This window comes from Actinomadura scrupuli (assembly GCF_050971785.1).
Taxonomy (GTDB): Bacteria; Actinomycetota; Actinomycetes; order Streptosporangiales; family Streptosporangiaceae; genus Actinomadura_E; species Actinomadura_E scrupuli.
Genome location: NZ_JBPCCU010000005.1, coordinates 364,371 through 382,297, shown reverse-complemented (window position 1 = coordinate 382,297; position 17,927 = coordinate 364,371). Strand labels below are relative to the sequence as shown.

At 75.8% G+C, this 17,927-nt stretch carries 8 protein-coding genes; 2 read left to right on the top strand and 6 right to left on the bottom strand.

Annotated elements, in window-relative coordinates; genetic code table 11:
* Positions 1-82 precede the first annotated feature (82 nt).
* From ACRYCC_RS24315 to ACRYCC_RS24295, 5 genes are all read right to left on the bottom strand, one after another.
* Positions 83-1,309, bottom strand: coding sequence for a glycosyltransferase (locus ACRYCC_RS24315; RefSeq protein WP_433815644.1), 1,227 nt, complete (start codon positions 1,307-1,309; stop codon positions 83-85).
* 72 nt (positions 1,310-1,381) lie between these two features.
* On the bottom strand, positions 1,382-2,107 hold the full coding sequence (locus ACRYCC_RS24310) for an alpha/beta fold hydrolase (protein ID WP_433815642.1): 726 nt from the start codon (positions 2,105-2,107) through the stop codon (positions 1,382-1,384).
* Positions 2,104-2,391, bottom strand: coding sequence for an acyl carrier protein (locus tag ACRYCC_RS24305; RefSeq protein ID WP_433815640.1), 288 nt, complete (start codon positions 2,389-2,391; stop codon positions 2,104-2,106). Before ACRYCC_RS24305 ends, ACRYCC_RS24310 begins: the two co-directional genes overlap by 4 nt.
* A complete protein-coding gene (locus ACRYCC_RS24300; RefSeq protein ID WP_433815638.1) occupies positions 2,388-5,345 on the bottom strand; it encodes a beta-ketoacyl synthase N-terminal-like domain-containing protein in 2,958 nt (985 codons plus the stop codon). Before ACRYCC_RS24300 ends, ACRYCC_RS24305 begins: the two co-directional genes overlap by 4 nt.
* On the bottom strand, positions 5,342-12,127 hold the full coding sequence (locus ACRYCC_RS24295) for an SDR family NAD(P)-dependent oxidoreductase (protein WP_433815636.1): 6,786 nt from the start codon (positions 12,125-12,127) through the stop codon (positions 5,342-5,344). Before ACRYCC_RS24295 ends, ACRYCC_RS24300 begins: the two co-directional genes overlap by 4 nt.
* A 364-nt stretch (positions 12,128-12,491) precedes the next feature.
* Here ACRYCC_RS24295 and ACRYCC_RS24290 point away from each other — a divergent pair, with 364 nt between their 5' ends.
* On the top strand, positions 12,492-14,666 hold the full coding sequence (locus tag ACRYCC_RS24290) for a hypothetical protein (RefSeq protein WP_433815634.1): 2,175 nt from the start codon (positions 12,492-12,494) through the stop codon (positions 14,664-14,666).
* A gap of 77 nt (positions 14,667-14,743) precedes the next feature.
* Here ACRYCC_RS24290 and ACRYCC_RS24285 read toward each other — a convergent pair whose 3' ends face one another.
* Positions 14,744-15,847 (bottom strand): alpha/beta fold hydrolase, encoded by a 1,104-nt coding sequence (locus ACRYCC_RS24285; protein WP_433815633.1) that lies wholly within the window; start codon positions 15,845-15,847, stop codon positions 14,744-14,746.
* A gap of 339 nt (positions 15,848-16,186) precedes the next feature.
* Here ACRYCC_RS24285 and ACRYCC_RS24280 point away from each other — a divergent pair, with 339 nt between their 5' ends.
* On the top strand, positions 16,187-17,923 hold the full coding sequence (locus ACRYCC_RS24280; RefSeq protein WP_433815631.1) for a RelA/SpoT family protein: 1,737 nt from the start codon (positions 16,187-16,189) through the stop codon (positions 17,921-17,923).
* Positions 17,924-17,927: the final 4 nt, after the last annotated feature.

Sequence of the window (17,927 nt, the reverse complement as noted above, 5' to 3'; positions counted from 1 at the left end):
GCGCGGCCGGCCGAGGGCGGCACGGTACGGGGCGAGCCGTCCGCGTCAGAGTGCCGGCCACAGTGCGGCACCCGGCCGGTGTTCACGCCGGCTTCTCCAGGCGATCGGCCGCCTCGGTGAGGCCGCCCGCGGCGGCGAACGACGACTGGACCCGGCGGGCCGCGGAACGGTACGTCTGGTCCGACAGCACCGCCGTGAGCGCCTTGCGCAGTTCGTCCGTCCGCACCCTGGCGAAGCGGACGGTGACCCCGGCGCCGGCCTCGGCGACCTGGTGGGCCAGGACGGGCTCCTCGTCCCGGACCGGGGCGATCACCAGCGGCAGGCCGTGCGCCAGGGTCTCGCAGACGGTGTCGTGATCGCCGTGGGTGACCACCGCGGACAGGTGCGGCAGCAGCCGCGGCAGCGGCACCCGCTGGCGGACCAGCACGTGGGGCGGCGGGTCGAGCACGCCGGGCGGGGCGACGAAGACGGCCCGCAGGCCCAGCCCGCTCAGGGCGTCGACGGCGATCCCGGCGAACCGCGCCTCCGCCGGACCGTACGGCACGCCGAGCGAGACGAGCACCGTGGGCACGGAGGCCTCCAGCCACTCCCATGGGAAGTCGTCGGCGGCCGGCGGGCCGGGGACGGGCCCGGCGAACACGACCCGGCCGGGGAACCGCCCGGGCTCGCCGACGAGCCCGGCGGCCGAGAACCCGAGCACGAGATGGCCGGAGAACCGCAGGTCCACCGGCTCCTCCAGCCCGTGTGCCCGCTGGAACGCGGCCAGCTGCGCGGTCACCCACTCGTCCGCCTTGGGCAGTCCCGGCAGCGCCGGGCCGAAGGCGGCGGAGGTGCAGGCGGACGTCGCCCAGGTCACGCCGTTGCGGAGGGCCACCACCGCACCGGCCGGCGTCCGCTGGTCCGAGACGATGACGTCCGGCCGGAACTCCTGGACGGCCGCCTCGATCCCGGGCACCATGCCGTGCCCCAGCGGGATGAGGAAGTCCTCCCACAGGAACCGCAGGGCGGCCGGTCCGCGCAGCCTCAGCCGAGCGTCCCGGGCCCGGGCGAGCCGGCTCGCGAACCCCTTGTCCCGGGTGGGGAACAGCCGGGCGGTGGGCTCCAGTAGCGGAGTCACGCTGCCCGGATGACCCGCCCACGCCACCTGGTGGCCGCGCCGGGCCAGCTCGGCGCCGAGCGCCACCGTCGGCTCGACATGCCCGGGCAGCGGCGGCACGACGAACAGGAAGCGCCGGGCACCGGGATCGTGAAAGGGCACGACGCCCATCTCCGCGAGGCTCGGCATCGCGGCTCTGCGTATGCGACTCATGTGCTCGCCCCTCCCAGGACGTTGACGGCGTTTTCCAGGACGTTGGCGGCAGTGGCAGTGGCGGCGGTGCGGTCAGCCATCGTCGCTCCCGTCGTCGCTCCGGTCCGGGGCGGACAGGAAGTCGGCGAGCAGCGGGGTCAGCCGCGCCTTCGCGCTGATGTGCAGGTCGTGGCCGCCGCCGAAGATGTGGCAGCGGGCCTGCGGCAGTGCCCCGGCGACCAGGTCGGCGGCGGGCCGGAAGGGCGACCGCGACCCGACCACGGCGAGCACCGGGATCCCGGCCAGGCCACCGAGCTCGGCGGCGGTGACCGGCGCCTCACCGGCCAGGTCGGAGAGCACGCTGGTGCGCTCCAGCAATCCCCGCGTGCCCGGGGCGGGCGCCTCGGCCAGCGTCGTCAGGGCGGCCCCGCCCGGCGTGCGCCCGGACCCGGCGAAGGACGGGTCGACCAGGGCCAGCCGGGTCACCCGGCCGGGGTGGGCGAGGACGAACCGGACGGCGACGACGGCCCCCCAGCAGTGTCCCGCCACCGCGAACGGCGGCAGGTCGGCGGTGAGCTCCGCCAGGTCCCGCACCATGCTCACCGAGTCGTACCCGGTCGGGGTGCGCTCGCTGAGCCCGTGCCCGCGCCAGTCGATCAGCCGTACGGGATGGCGGCGCGCGATCGCCGGGGCCGCGGTGAAGTACCACGAGGCGGCGCTGCCGGTGAACAGCCCGTGCAGCATGACCACCGGCCTGCCCTCCACCGGCCCCATCTCCACGAGGTGGAAGCGGGCCCCCCGGGCGACGACGAAGGTCATGACAGCCGCGACTCGACATGGCGGGCCAGGTCACCGACCGTCAGCCTCGTGAGCTGCTCGAAGTCCAGCTCGGCGAGGAAGGCGGTGAGCTCCACCCGCTCGCCGTAGACCTGCCGTAACCGCTGGGACAGCTCGACGAACTCGATGCCCTCCAGTGCCAGGTCGTCGTCGAGCGCCGTGTCGCGGGTCACCTCGACCCCGGCCAGGGAGTCCTCGCCGACCACGTCGACCAGTATCCGCACCAGCTCGGACAGGACGTCCTCGCCCTGCTGCACCTGTGTCATGGGCTCTGCTCTCCTCCTGCGTCGGTGCCTTCCTGAGTGGCCGCGTGGGTGCCCGCCTGGGTGCCCGCGTGGGTCGCCGCCTGGGTGGCCCGGGACGCGGCGGCCAGCACGCTGCGGGCGCCCGCGGTCGCCTCCCGCAGCAGCGCGCCGAACTCGGCGAGCACCGGCGAGCCGTCCCCGGCGGTGACCGGGACGTCGGCTTCGAGCCGCAGCCCGGGAAGCACCCCGTCCAGCCGGACCAGCGGCGTGTCCAGGCCGAGCCGGACCGTGGCGGGCCCGGCCCCGGCGGCGGCCACCGGCTCGTGGCCCTCGGCCCACAGCGCCGCGGTGACCCGGGCCAGCTGGGCCAGGCCGTCGCGGCCGGGCGCGTTCACGGCGATCGCCAGGTGCTCGCGGTCGCCGAGCGAGTCGGTGACGAACCCGCTGAGGCTGCCCGGGCCGACCTGGACGAAGACCCGCACCCCGTCCTCGTACAACGCACGCACCAGGGCGGTGAACCGGACCGGCTCCAGCAGATGCCGTACGGCCAGGGCGCGTACCTCGCCGGGGTCGTCCGGGAACGGGGCGGCGGTCGTCGCCGACCAGAGCGGGACGTCGGGGCGGCGGACCGGCAGCCGCTCGAACGCCTCGGCCACCGGCCTCAGCCGGGCCTGCGCCCGCGGAGTGTGCAGGCCGGTGCGGAACGGCAGTTCCTGGCCGAGCACCCCCTCGGCCCAGAGCCGGTCGACGGCCTCGCGTACCGCCTCCGGCGGCCCGCAGATCACCGACTGGTGCGGGCAGTTGTCGTGGCTGACCACCACGCCGTCGAGGCCGGTGATCGCTCCGGCGGCGCGCTCGGCGCCGCAGCCGAGCGCCGCGTAGGACACGTCCGGGAGGCCGGGGGCGCCGCCGGCGGCACGGCCCAGCCCGGTCAGGCACGCCTCGGCCGCGTCGGGCGGGCACATCCCGGTGGCCACCATGGCGGTCCACTCCCCGAGCCCGTGCCCGGCCGCGACGTCGGGCCGGACGCCGAGCTCCCGCAGCGCGGCCGCGAGCACCCGGCCGGACGCGAGCACGTCGGCGGCGCGGCCGGCGAGGTCGCTGCGGCCGGTCAGTTCGGGGGCGGCCAGCCCGGCATGGCGCGCGATGTCCTCCACCTGCGGTTCGAAGACCGGCTCCAGCCCGGGGAACAGGAAGGCGAGCCGCCCCCCGGCCGGCAGCATCGGCGCCGGGGCGAACCAGATGTCGTCGTCGCCTCGCCAGGGCGCCGCCCGGGCCACGGCCGAGCGGGCCAGCTCCAGCCGCCGGGCCGTGGGGGCGACGATCGCGATCCGGCAGGGCCCCCCGGGCGCGCCGCCGACCGGTCCGGTCTCCGCCGCGCCGATCAGGTCGTCATCGGGTGCCGCGAGCAGCCGGGCCAGGCTCTCCGGGTCCGCCGCCGCCAGCCTGAGCACCTTCTCCGGCTCCTGGCGGATCCCGCACAGGAACGACCGCGAGGCACGCGACTCCGCACGGGCCGCGGAGCGGCGGCCCGAGCCGGGCGTCTCCTCCAGGACCAGATGGGCGTTGACGCCGCCGAAGCCGAACGCGTTGACCACGGCCCGGCGGGGCACGCCGGGCACCGCCTCCCAGTCGCCGGTCTCGGTGACGGGCCGGAAGCGGGTGCCGGTCAGCGCCGGATGCGGTTCCTGCACGTGCAGGGTCGGCGGCAGCACGGCCCCGTGCAGGGCGAGCGCCACCTTGATCAGGCCGGCGATCCCGCTGGCGGGCATGGAATGCCCGATCATCGACTTGACGGTGCCCAGCGCGATCGGCGGTCCCGACGGCCCGAACACCCGGCTCAGCGTCTCGAGCTCGGTCTCGTCCCCGGCCCTGGTCGCGGCGCCGTGCGCCTCGACCAGCCCCAGCGCACCGGCCTGCCGCGGGTCCAGCCCGGCGTCGCGCCAGGCTCGCTCCAGCGCGAGCACCTGGCCGTCGGCGAGCGGACTCATCAGGCTGGCCGCCCGGCCGTCGCTGGAGGTGCCCGACCCGCGGATCACTGCGTAGATCCGGTCGCCGGCGCGCTGGGCGTCGACGAGCCGTTTGAGCACCACCATGCCGGTGCCCTCGGACAGCAGGGTGCCGTCGGCGTCCCGGTCGAAGGGACGGATCCGCTGGCTGGGGCTCAGCGCCCGCAGCCGGCTGAAGACGCTCCACACCGTGGCCTGATGGGCGTGGTGCACCGCCCCCGCGAGCACGGCGTCGCACTGGCCGCCGCGCAGCGCCCGGACGGCGTGCTCCACCGCCAGCAGTGCGGACGCGCAGGCGGCGTCGACGGTGTAGGCGGGGCCGCGGAAGTCGAAGCGGTGCGCGATCCGGGAGGCCGCGAAGTTGGGCACCAGGCCGAGCGAGGCGTCCGCGCCGTCCGGGCCGAGCCGCTCGCAGAACGCCTCCCTGATCGCCGCCAGCCGCGGCTCGCCCAGATCGGGGATGAGGTCCCGCAGCGCGCTCACCAGCTGGTGGGAGGTGCGCAGCCGCTGGTCGAGCCGGGCGATGCCGGGGGTGATGTAGCCGCCCCGCCCGATGACGACCCCGATCCGCGACGGGTCGGGCAGCCGGCCCGGACCGCCGGCGTCGTTGATCGCCTCGGCGGCGGTACGCAGCGCCAGCAGCTGGTCGGGCTCCATCCCCTCCGCGGCGGCCGGCACGATCCCGAAGGCCGCCGGGTCGAACGTCGCCCGCTCGTCGATGAAGCCGCCCCGGCGGCAGTAGAACTTGTCGCTCTCCGGGGCGTGGGCGTACGACTCCGGGTCGTAGTAGAGCTCGGGGTCCCAGCGGTGCGCGGGCACGTCGGTGATGGAGTCCACCCCGGCCCGGATGTTGTGCCAGAACTCGGGTGCGCTGCCGGCACCGGGATAGACGGCGCCCATCCCGACGATCGCGATCGCCCCGCTCAGCGGATCGTTTCGCCCGCCGGACCGGAGCCGCGCGCTCACCGGGCGTCCCCGAGCAGCAGCACCTGGACGTCCTCGCCGGACGCGAGCTCGCGGAGCAGTGCGGCCACACCGTCCTCCGGGTCGAGCAGCGCGATACCGCGGCGGTCGTACTCACGGGCCAGGTCGGGCGAGACCATGCCGCCGCCGGCCCAGGGGCCCCAGTCGGCGACGAGCACCCGGCCGCGCAGCCGGGTGCGCCAGACCCGGGCCAGGGTGTCGCAGGCCTCTCCGGCGGCCGAGTGGTCGGCCCGCCCCCGGTCGCCGTAGATCCCGGAGACACTGCCGAACACCACGAAGAAGCCGAGGTCCGGGCGGACCGCCGCGGCCAGCGCGCAGGCGCCGTCCACCTTCGTCCGGTAGACCCGCGCGAAGGACTCCGGTTCCTTGTCCCGGATCAGCCGGTCCTCCAGCACCCCGGCCCCGTGGATCACCCCGTCCAGCCGGCCGTGCCGGGCGTAGAGATCCTGCACGAACACCCGTACGGCGGAGGCGTCCCGTACGTCGACGGCCTGGTAGCGGACCGACGCCGCGGTGCCGCGCAGCGCGGCGAGGGTCTGCCGGATCTCCCGTTCGGCCAGGATCCGGCGGACGGCCGCCTCGACCTCGGCGGGGGTACGGCCGCCCTGGACGGTCAGGGCCCGCCGCAGCTCCGTGTCGGTGATCGCGGCGGCCAGCGCCGGGTCCTCCGGGCGCGCGGGCGCCTCGGTGCGGCCGAGCAGCTCGATGTGGCAGCCGGTCGCGGCCGCCAGGGCGAGCGAGACGCGGGCGGTGATGCCGCGCGCTCCGCCGGTGAGCAGCACCACTCCGTCCGCGCCGAGCGGCAGCGGGGCCGCCTCCAGGTGCGGCACCGGCGTGACCGCGAGAGTGCGGCGCGAGTCGCCCTCGTAGCCGACCGTGACCGGGCCCTCCTGCGTGAGCAGCTCGGCGAACAACCGCTCCGCGACCAGCCGGGGACTGTCCTTGGTGTCCACGTCCACCGCCCGCACGAGCACCTCGGGGAACTCCTGGGCGATGGTGCGGGCCAGCCCGCGCAGTCCCGCGCCCGCGGTCGGGTCGGCGACTCCGGTGCCGTCGAAGCGATGCCCGAAGCCGCCGGCCGAGCCGGTCGCCAGGACGAGCAGGCGCAGACCGCCGGTGAGCGCGTCGCGGATGCCCGCATACGTGCCCGGCAGCACCGGGCCCCCGCCGGGCCGCAGCGCGCCCAGGTGGATCAGCCCGTCGGCGGGGCCGTGCGGCTCGACCGGTGTCCGCACCTGCGCGCCGTACCGTTCGAGCAGGTCGGTGAGCTCCAGCGCGATCCCGCAGCCGTCGTCGACGATGACGAACCGCTGCCCGGCGAAGGCGTCGGGTGCCGGGACGGGCGGGGTCACCGGCGGCAGTTCCTGGATCCCCACGGTGTACCGGCGGGGCGGCCTGCCCGCCGGCCGGACCGCCGCACGTGCTCCGTCACCCGCCCCCGGGGCCGCGGCCGGCCGTGCCGGGGTGGGCTGGAGCGGGGTGGGCGGCGCCGACGCCGACGGCGCCAGAGCGGGAGCTGCCAGCGCGGGAGGTGCCAGCGCGGGCGGCACCGGCGCGGGCGGCGCCAGGGCCGGGGGCACCGGAGCGGGAGGTGCCAGAGCGGGCGGCACCGGAGCGGGCGGCACCAGGGCGGGCGGCGCCAGGGCGGGCCGCTCCCCGACGGCGTCGCCGGCCGCCCCGGCGGGCAGGGCTCCGCCGCCGGGGCGTCCGGCCAGCGCGTCCTGGCTCAGATGCTCACCGGCGATACCGCCGATACCGGCGACACCGCCGGCGTCGACGATCCCGGGGACCGGCTGCGCGTCCCCCTCGGGACCGCCTCCAGAGATGCCCTCTGGAAGGTCCTGGGCGGACGCCGGCGCGGGGCCTGCGGCCCTCGGCGCGGGCACCGCGGACGGGCGGGCCGCCACCGGCGTGTCCGGTGAGCCCGCCAGGTAGCCGAGCACCACCTCCCGCTGGGCGGCGACCAGTTCCCGGGTGGTGCGCAGGTACTCCAGGACGGCCGCCTCGCCGTCCGTGATCGCCGTCGCCGGGGGTGCCGCGGCGGGGAGCGTCACCCGGCGCGCGGGCCGGAGGGCGTTGGGCGGGTAGTGCCCGTCGGCCGTGCGCACCAGCCGGCCGTCCACGATCCAGCCCGGCCGGGCGGGCATGTCGTGGGCCGGCACGCTGACCGTGCCGCGCCCGGAGAACAGCGGTGCCGGGTCGACCGGGACCCCGGCGGCGGCGAGCTCCGCGAACGCCAGCAGCAGCCCGTGCAGCCCGTGCCCCGGCTCGCCGCCGTGACCGCGCCCGGGGGGCCGCCGCGACCCGTGGCCGCGCGCCGGCGGCCGCCCGCCGGGACGGTCACAGGCGACCGCGGTGTGCGGCCGGTCGCCCAGGATCTTCCCGACGAGCCCGGTGAGCGCACGCCCGGGTCCCGCCTCGACGAACACCCGGGCTCCGGCGGCGTACATCGCCTCGATCTGCTCGACGAACCGGACCGGGGCGGCGACCTGGCCGGCCAGCGCGGCCCGTACCGCGTCAGGCTCGCTGGGGTAGGGCTCGGCCGTCGAGTTGCACCACACCGGATACGCGGGTGAGCGCAGGTCACGCGCGTCGAGTTCGCCCCGGAGGGCGGAGACGGCGCCGGCGACCAGCGGGCTGTGGAACGCGCAGGCGGCCGGCAGCCGCTCGGCGGAGATCCCCTGGCCGGTGAGGACCTCGATGGCGGCGTCCACGTCGGCGGCGGTGCCGGAGATGACGGTCTGCCGGGGCGCGTTGTGGTTGGCGACGGCGACCCGATGACCGGTCAGTGCGTCCCGGGTCCGCTCCGCGGTGGCGATGACGGCCGCCATCGCGCCGGGCTCGTCGCCGATCGCGGCGAGGATGGCGTCGGCGCGGGCCGCGCTCAGCTCGACCAGGTCGCTCTCGGCCAGGACCCCGGCGGCGCAGAGCGCGACGAGCTCGCCGTAGCTGTGGCCGCCGGCCATGTCGGGCCGGACTCCGGCGCCGACGAGCAGCCGGTGCAGGGCGAGCCCGGCGATGCCCAGCGCCGGCTGGGCCACCCTCGTGTCGGCGATGGCCGCCCGCTGCCTCCCGGCCTCCTCCGAGGAGAACGCGGCGGGCGGGAACATCGGGCCGGCGTGGTGACCGCCGGCCAGGTGCAGCAGCCGCTGCAGCCGGGGGAACGCCACGAACAGGTCCGCGAGCATACCCGGACGCTGGCTGCCCTGGCCGGGGTAGAGGAAGGCGACCTTGCCGGCGGGGGCCTCGCCCGCCACGTAGACGCCGGTGCCGGGCCTGAACTCGCGGGCACCGGTCAGCTTGGCGGCCAGGTCGCCGAGGTCGGTGGCGACCATCGACACCCGCACCGGATCCCGGTTGCCGGAGGTCGCGTACGTGCGCGCGAGGTCGCGCAGCCGCCATGGCCGCCCGGCGTCGTCGTTGCGGGCCAGGAGCTCGCCGAGCCGGTCCAGCTCCGCGAGCGCGGCGGCGCGGTCGGCGCCGCGGATGAGGAACAGCTCGGCCGGCCACTGGGCGAGCCCGGAGACCGGCTCGGGTGCGCCGTCGTAACCGGCGAGCACGGCGTGGAAGTTGGCGCCACCGGCCCCCGACCCGCTGAGCCCGGCGTAGCGCCGGCCCTGCGGGGTCACCCACGGCCGGGCCGACCGGTCGAAGGCGAACGGGCTGCCGTCCGGATCCCAGGCCGGGAGGGGCCGCCGCAGGTTCGCGATGGCGGGCCGTACCCCGGTGTGCAGGGCGAGCGCGGTCTTGATCAGGCCCGCCACCCCGGCGGCGCATCCGGCGTCGCCGATCTGTGCGGTCACCGAGCCGAGGGCGACCGTGCCGGGACCGGCCCCGGCGGCCTGAAAGGTCTCGGAGAGCGCGGTGAACTCCGCGCGGTCCTCGGCGGGCGTGCCGGTGCCGTGCGCCTCGACCAGCCCGACCTGGGACGGCGAGATCCCGGCGCGCCGGTGGGCCCGGCGCAGCGCCAGCCGCCGGCCCCGGACCGGTGGCCCGGCGGGGCCGGGCGGGCTGCCGTCGCTCGCTCCGGCGACGGACTTGACGACGGCGTAGATCCGGTCGCCGTCGCGTTCCGCGTCCCGCAGGCGCTTGAGGACGACGCATCCCACGCCCTCGCCGGGCGTGCGGCCGTCGGCCGCGGAGTCGAACGGCGCGCACCGCCCGCCGGGCGAGAGCGCGGGCGGCGGGGCACCGGCGCCGTCGCCCGTGTCGGCGCTCCCGCACAGCACCATGTCGCTGGTGCCGGCGGCCAGCTCCTTGCAGGCGGCGTCCAGCGCGGCCAGTGAGCCGGCGCCCGCGGCCCCGGCGATCTGCGCGGAGCCGCCCAGCCGCAGCCGTCCGGCGATCAGGTCGCTGACGGCACCGGGAAAGGAGTGCGTCGTCGGCCTCGGCAACTGCTCGTCGAGCTCCGCGGGAACCTCCCCGAGGTACCGCGGCAGCCGCGCCCGGAATCCGTAGGCGGCACCGAGACCGCCGCCCGCCGCGGCGAAGAACACCGAGGTACGCGAGCGGTCGAACGGCCGGTCGGCGTACCCCGCGTCGGCGAGCGCGTGCGCGGCGACTTCCAGTGCCAGCAGGTGCGCCGGCTCGATCCCCGCCAGCGCGTCCGGCTCGATGCCGTACGCGCTCGCGTCGAAGGGGATCTCCGGCAGGAACCCGCCCCGTTCCGTCGACGGCCGGTCCCCGGACCCGACGTCGGTGTCCCGGCGCCACGGCGGGACCTCGGTGATGGCGTCGCCGCCGCCGAGGATGTTCGCCCAGTACTCCGCGGTGTCCCGGGCCCCGGGGAACACGCACCCGAGCCCCACGACGGCGATGTCGAGCGGGCCGGCCTCGTCCTCGGGCGCGCCGATCCCGAGCTCCGCCGCCCGGGCGGCCAGGAACGCGGTGGCACCCGTGGTGACCTGCTCGTGCAGTGCCACCACGCTGGTCGGGTCGGACCGCAGCGCCGCGACCTGGCCGACCGGGTACATGCCCGCACGCCGCTGTTCGTCCTCCTCCACGACGGCCAGGTGGCCGTCCTCGGCGCGCAGCCCCTTGCCGGCGATCCGCAACGCCCCGAGGTTGAGCTCCTCCAGCCGCGCCGTCATCGCCGCGCCCTCGGTTCCGGCCTGCTCCAGCCGGTCCCGCTCCCCCGCGAAGGCCGAGACGTACGGGGTGATCGCGCACCGGGTGGCGTGACCCGGGGAGGTCTCCAGCACGGCGGTGCCCGAGCACTCCATGGCGACCCGCTGGTACCCGGGCAGGATCGCGCCGGCCGCGACGGCCTCATGGGTGAACAGGTAGGACGTGCCCATCAGGAGCCTGATGCCTGCGCCCCGCTCGGCGAGGGGCCCGGCCAGCGCCGCCACCATGGCGGCCGACCGCTCGTCGTGGATCCCGCCGGCGAACACCAGCGAGAGCTCCGCCGCGGCGGGCGACCCGCCGTGCTCGCGGAGGAACCTCTCCAGGACCTCGAGCTGGGTCTCCCAGAGCGGGAAGCCGGCGCGCGGCCCGACGGGACCGCCGCACTCGGAGCCGGCGAAGACGAACTTGCGCGCCCCGTCGTGCAGCAGCCGCTCCAGCAGCGCCGGGCAGGACACCTGCAGGTACGTGCTGACGCCCGCCTCCTCCAGGGCCGCGGCCTGGCCGGGCCGGTCGCCGGCGAGCAGGACGTACGGCGGCCGGATCTCGCGCACGGCGGCGAGCTGGTCCTGCCGGATCTCCGGCGGGGCGAAGCCGAGAAGCCCGACGCCCCACGGCCGGTCACCGAGCCGCTCGGCGGTGTCGGTCAGCAGCCGCCGGGTCTCCGCGTCGCTCATCAGCGCCGGTGCGAGGAACGGCAGCCCGCCGTCCTGCGCGACCGCCGCGGCGAACAGCGCCCGGTCGCTCACCCCGGCCATCGGGCCCTGCACCACCGGGTAGGCCCTGCCGTACTCGCTCTGCGCGGGGGTGAGGGGGGCGCTGCGGACGGCCGCGGCCAGGTGCTCGCCGATCTGCTCGCGCACCGCCTGGACGACCCCTCCCGCGGTCTTGTACGTGGCGGCCAGCGGGCCGGCGAAGGCCCCGTCCTGGCCGATCGGCAGGCCCTGGACGCGCAACTGCCCGGCGCCCGGAGCGGGAGGCACGCGCGCCGGCTCTGCGGCGGGCAGATCGGGCCGGGAGTAGGCCCGGTGCCCCGCCACGACGGCCGTCTCGCCGCCGTCCATCGCGCGGACGGCGGCCGTGACCTCGGCCGGCAGGTCCATCTCGCGGACCAGCGCGAGCTGGGCGTCGAGCACGACGCCCCGGGCGCCGCCGGCCACCGCGGCGGCCGCGGTGTGCAGCCCGATGCCCCCGGCGGCCCAGATCGGCACGGCCAGTTCCGGATCGGCCGCCAGCCGCTGGAGGAGCACGAACGTGGTGAGGTCGCCGACCCTGCCGCCGGCCTCGCGGCCACGGGCGATGAGCCCGTCGGCGCGCAGGCGCACGGCGATCCGCGCCTCCGCCGGGTCGACGACCTCGGCGAGCAGCCTGCGCCCGGGCCGGAGGTGCGAGCGGGCCTCGGCGAGCACCGGGGCGTCGGCCACGATGGTGTCGACGGCGTCCGGCAGGTCCTGCGGGAGCAGCCGGCAGCCCGCCGGGATGCGGACTCCGAAGGTGCCCCGCCACCATCCGCGGATCTCGGTCAGCGCGGCCAGTGCCCGTTCCCGGTCCCGGCCCAGATCGAGGACGCCGAGGCCGCCCGCCCTGGCCACCGCCACGGTCAGGCGGGCCGACGGCCAGCCGAAGGGGGTGACCCCCATGACCCGGTCCCGGTCGGGCCCCGCCGCAGCCCGGCCGTCCCGTCGTGCGCCCCCGTCAGCCATCCTCAACGCCCCCCGCCTCAGGCCCGTCCGCGCCCCGTGCAGCCGGGCAGCGGACAGGTGACAGAGCGTCACCGTACTGTGCGTGACCGGGCGACCGCGGAGCCACCGCACACAGATTCGGCGATTGTTGGGTCGGCCGGAGGTCAAGCGACGCCCAAGGGTGGCCGATCACCGTCCGCCGCTCCGGCTTCTCCTCCGGTCATCGCGGAGTTCCCCGGTTCTTCGCACGCCCGCCAATATGCTGACCACCGGTGGTCCGCGGGCGAGGCCCGTATCACCACCGAATCCCCGGAGGTGCTGTGTGCGTGCGTTCGCCCTGACGGTGCTCACGTTGTTGCTTCTGCCGGTCACCATGACGGCCTGGGCGGGCAGCGTCTCCGAGCACCGCGCGGCCGCCGACGGCAGGGTGGTGCTGGTGGGCGTCCCCGCACTCAGCTGGGCCGACCTCGACCGGAGCGCGACGCCGAACCTCTGGCGGATGGCCACCCAGGGCTCGGCCGGCTCGCTCTCGGTCCGGGCGATCGGCACGATCGCCTGCCCGATGGACGGCTGGCTCACCGTCTCGGCGGGCGCCCGGGCCGCACGGTCCGGCGGGGCCTGCGGCAGCGTGCCGCCGACGCCCTCCCCCTCGGGTGCTGGCGCGATCGTGCCCGGCTATCCCGAGCTGCGGCGCGGCAACATCGAGTCGAAGTTCCAGTCCCCGGTCGGGCTGCTCGGCGAGACGGTGCACCGCGCCCGCCGCTGCACCGCCGCGGCGGGCCCCGGTGCGGCGCTGGCGATGGCCGACGCGCAGGGCAAGGTGGACGTCTACACACCGGCCGCCGGTGCGCTGACCGCGCAGACGCTCGCCTCCTGCCCGATCACCGCGGTCGAGCTCGACGATCTGGTGCTGGCCCCGCTCAACACCGCGACGCGCGCCGCTGCGGTACGCCGGGTGGACGCGGCCGTCGGGCGGCTGGCGGCGGTGCTGCCCGCGGGCACGAGCCTGCTGGTCGCCGGGGTGACCGACGACGCGGCCCCGGGCCTGGGCGCCTTCGGCAGCCCGCACCTGCGGGTCGCGATGGCCACCGGGCCCGGCATCCGGCCCGGCTCGTACCTCACCTCCGACTCGACCAGGCGGCAGGGCATCGTCATCACGCCCGACGTGACCGCGACGATGCTCCACCTGGCCGGCCTGCCGGTCCCGGGCGAGGTGCTGGGCACCCCGTGGCGGGCGGGCTCGGACCGCCCGGCCGACATCGTCTCCGAGCTCGCCCACCACGACGTCGCGGCGCAGACGATCCGCCGGCTGCTCCCCCGCTTCTTCCTCGGCCTGGTGATCGCCCAGGTGCTGTTCTACGGCGGCGCCGCCCTGGTGCTGAGGCGGCGGCAGAACTCCGGGCGCCGCGAGCACCGCGTGCTGGGCGCGACCCGGCTCATCGCGCTGGTCAGCGCGGCGGTCCCGGTCTCGACCTACCTGGTCAATCTGATCCCCTGGTGGGACACCGGGCACCCCACTCTCGTCCTGCTCGCCGGGCTGGCCGTCGCCGACGGGCTGATCGTCACCGCGGCCCTGGCGGGTCCCTGGCGGCGCACCCTGCTCGGCCCGGGGGCGGTGGTGGCCGCCGCCACGGCCCTGGCCATCGCCGTGGACCTGGTGACCGGCACGACGCTGCAGCTCAACAGCCTCATGGGATACTCGCCGCTGGTCGGCGGGCGCTACTACGGCCTGGGCAACATCGCCTTCTCGGTGTTCGCCACCTCGGTGCTGCTGTCCAGCGCGGGCCTGGCCCAGTGGCTGCTGGTGCGCCGCCCGGAGACGAACGGGGCACGGCGGCAGGCCGCCGCGGGAGTCCTGGTCGTCGGGCTGCTGGCCATGGCACTGGACGGGCTCCCGCTCTGGGGCTCCGACTTCGGCGGGGTCATCGCGATCGTGCCGGGGCTGGCCGTCACCGCCATGATGGTGGCGGGCAAGAAGATCTCACCGGTCAGGCTCGGCCTGTTCTGCGGGGCGGGCGGCCTGGTCGTGCTGGTCATCGCCTACCTGGACCACCGGCGGCCGGCCGGGAACCAGACCCATCTCGGCCGGTTCTTCGGGGACCTGCTGCACGGCCACGCCGGCCCGGTGGTGGAGCGCAAGTTCGGCGCGATGGTGCACACCTTCGGCAACATGACGCTGACCCCGATCGCGGCCGCCGCGCTGGTCTTCCTCTTCCTGGTCCTGCGCCGCCCGGACAAGCTGCGGGCCGGGGCACTGAACCTGGCCTACGCGCGGGCGCCGATGCTGCGGGCGGGCCTCATGGGCGCGCTGGTGACCGCCGTCGTGGGGACCCTCGCCAACGACTCCGGGGTGGCGGTGCTGGCCCTGGCCCTCGTCGTCGCCGTCCCGTTCGCCCTGGTCTGCGGCATCCGCGCCCTGGAAACGGCCCCCGAACCCCCGCACGAGCCTGGCGGTGGCCAGTCCGCCGCCTTGACGCCCGATCCGGCCACCGGCTGACTCCCCGCGGAGCCGCCCGCGGACCTGACCCGGCGCCGGCGCCGCCCGGTGCCGCTCGCAGGAGCGGGCGCCGGGAGTCAGCGGACGGTGGCGACGGATACGCCGCGCGGTGAGCGCAGCCCGTGCCGCCGGGTCCCTTCGTCCAGCCAGGCGTCCAGATGGGCCCACGTGGTCGTACGGGCGCGGCGCCCGGTCAGCACGCCGAGATGGCCGCCGGGAGCGGTCGCGAAACGGACCTCCGGAGACCCGGCGAGCCGCCGGGTGAGCGCGTGGACCGCCCGCACCGGCGCGATGCCGTCACCGTGCCCCGCGATCACCAGCACCGGGACGCGCACGGCGTCCAGCGCGATCCGCCGGCCGCCGAGCTCCACCCCCTCGCCCATCAGGCCGTTGGCACGGAAGAAGTGGCGATAAAGCTGCCCGAAGGTACGCCCCGGATAAGCGATCACCGTGTTGGTGAAATGATCGACGGCCTCGATCTGCGCCAGGAACTCGGTGTTATGCAGGTTGACCAGAATAACGAAAGGACGCATGAGGTATTTGTCGATTCCGGCCAGTTGATAAGCGCGTTTCGCCACCGGCTGCGGCAGCCCGCCGAACACCATATCCATCAGGCTCGCCTCGGCGCCCCCGGTCAGCCGGCGCAGCGGCGATGTCACGGGAGTCGCCGTGGTGCCGACCGGCGCGGCGATCGAGGTGATGGAGGAGATCGGCAGCTCCGGCCGGTCGGCCGCGGCGAGCAGTGCGAAGATCCCGCCCAGGCACCAGCCGACGAGCTGGACCGGCTGGCCGTCCGCGTCCTCGCTGACCGCGCGGATCGCCTGCGGCATCACCTCGCCGATCCACTCCTCCAGGCCGACGGCCCGGTCGCCGCAGCCCATCACGCCGTGATCCAGCAGGTAGGCGCGTCGGCCGGTGCCGACGAGATGCTCGGCGAGGCTGCATCCCCGCCGCAGGTCGTAGCAACTCGCGGGTGAAGCCAGCGGCGGGATCAGCAGCACCGGCGGCCCGGTCGGGATCACGTCCTTCGGCGGACGGTACCGGCGGACCGGGCAGCGGGGCTCCGCACCGATCATCTGGGTCGGCATGGGACGCAGGTCGGCGACGCGCCCGTACACCAGCTTGTGGCCGAGGTTGCGAACGACGGCGTGCAGGTGACGCGGCGAAGGAATCACATTCATGTCCTCCAATTCATTTCATGAGACCGAGCCGGCGCGCAATGCCCCGCCATCGCCGATCTCCGTGGACTCGATCAGGCCGACCGAAAAGCAACCGGAACAACCCCCATGACCTGCGCATTGAATGAAACTGACCCGCCCTTGACATGGCCACGAAAGGCGGCTGGAATAGGACGGTGAGCACGACCGCCCGGTCATTGTGAAATGCGGTCGATCCGAGGGCTTTACCCGCCTCTCGCCGGCCTCACTCCTCCGGCCCCTCTCCACCGCGACACGAGGGACGTGACATAATGCGCAGGGTCAACTACGTGTGGTAACAGCCGGAAAGGGCGGTCACCAGCGATGACGACCATCGATCCGGTGGACCGGGGCGGGGCGGCGGCTCCGGCCTGGGAGCACCTGCTGCGCCGGCGGCGCCGGGCCCCGGCCGGGGGCGCCCAGTCGGTGCAGCCGGCGGTCGAACCGCTGGTGGCGGCGTACCGCGCGGCCACCGGCCGCAACGACGTGCAGGAGCTGCGGCGGGCCTACGAGACCGCCGAGCGCATGCACCGCGGCCAGCTGCGCAAGTCCGGTGCCCCGTACATCACCCATCCGATCGCCGTGGCGACGATCCTCGCCGCGATGGGCATGGACACCACCACCCTGGTGGCGGCGCTGCTGCACGACACCGTCGAGGACACCCCCTACACCCTCGGGCAGGTCCGGGTGGACTTCGGCGAGGAGGTCGCCGTCCTGGTCGACGGGGTCACCAAGCTCGACGGTGAGCTGTGGGGGGTGCGGGCGGAGGCCGAGACGTTCCGCAAGATCGTGCTCGCCGCCGCGGCGGACCTGCGCGTCCTCGTCATCAAACTGGCCGACCGGCTGCACAACCTGCGCACCCTGGGCTTCAAGGAGGCGCACAAGCGGGAGCGCATCGCCAAGGCCTCGCTGGAGCTGCTCGTGCCGTTCGCCGAGCGGCTGGGCATCTACGTGCTCAAGCGTGAGATGGACGACCTGGCCTTCGCCGCCCTCGATCCCGCCGCCCACGCGCGGGCCGACGCGGCGGTGCGGGACGCGCTGGCCCGCAGCCATCAGCTGGATCCGGCGCTCGAGCGGCTGCGCACGGCCCTGGCCGAGCACCAGGTGAACGCCGAGGCCACGCTCCGCCCCCGGCACCTGTACAAGGTGCACAGCGACCTCGACGGTGACATGACCGGGCTGCGGCCCAGCGACGTCACCCGCATCCTGGTCCTGGTCGACGGCACGGAACAGGACTGCTACGTCGCGCTCGGTGCCGTCCACTCGGCCCTGCACCCGATCCCCGGCCGGGTGAAGGACTTCATCGCGATGCCCAAGTTCAACTTCTACCAGTCGCTGCACACCGTCGTGATCGCACCCGTCGGCGACCTCGTCGACGTCATCATCCGCACCCGGGACATGCACCCGGTCGCGGAGTACGGCATCGTCGCGCACATCCGCGACGCGCCGGACGCGGCGGCCACCACCGACACCGTGGCCGGGCGCCGCGACCTCGGCTGGCTGCTGCGGCTGCTGACCTGGCAGTCCGACTCGCCCTCGGCGGAGTTCCTCGACAGCCTGCGCACCGACCTGAGCAGCGGCAACGTCGCGGTGTTCACCCCCGGCGGCGACATCGTGGCACTGCCCGTACGGGCCACGGCGATCGACTTCGCCTACGCGCTCGGCGCGGAGACCGGCGACCACTGCATCGGCGCGGTCATCAACGGGCGGCTCGCCGCGCTGTCCGCGGAGGTCCGCAGCGGCAACGTCGTGGAGATCCTCACCGCGCCCGACGCGGCTCCGACCGAGGACTGGCTGACGTTCGCCACCTGCGCGCAGACCCGGGTGCACATCATGCACCGGCTCAACCGACGCAGGGCCGACGAGGCCGCCGACGCCGGACGGCGCACGCTGGCGCTGGCGCTGGCCGAGCAGAACCTGGATCTGCTGGCCGCCGAGGGCTGCGGGGAGTCGCTGTCGATCGCCCGGGAGCTCGGCTACGGCGAGCTGGACGAGATGTACGCGGCGATCGCCGCCGGCGCCCTGGAGCTCGACCGGCTGCTCAGCCGGTTCGCCTGCTGAGCCC

Coding starts and splice junctions, on each gene's coding strand:
- ACRYCC_RS24280 (WP_433815631.1), top strand. CDS start 16,187: ATGACGACCATCGATCCGGTGGACCGGGGCGGGGCGGCGGCTCCGGCC.
- ACRYCC_RS24285 (WP_433815633.1), bottom strand. CDS start 15,847: ATGAATGTGATTCCTTCGCCGCGTCACCTGCACGCCGTCGTTCGCAAC.
- ACRYCC_RS24315 (WP_433815644.1), bottom strand. CDS start 1,309: ATGAGTCGCATACGCAGAGCCGCGATGCCGAGCCTCGCGGAGATGGGC.
- ACRYCC_RS24310 (WP_433815642.1), bottom strand. CDS start 2,107: ATGACCTTCGTCGTCGCCCGGGGGGCCCGCTTCCACCTCGTGGAGATG.
- ACRYCC_RS24305 (WP_433815640.1), bottom strand. CDS start 2,391: ATGACACAGGTGCAGCAGGGCGAGGACGTCCTGTCCGAGCTGGTGCGG.
- ACRYCC_RS24295 (WP_433815636.1), bottom strand. CDS start 12,127: ATGGGGGTCACCCCCTTCGGCTGGCCGTCGGCCCGCCTGACCGTGGCG.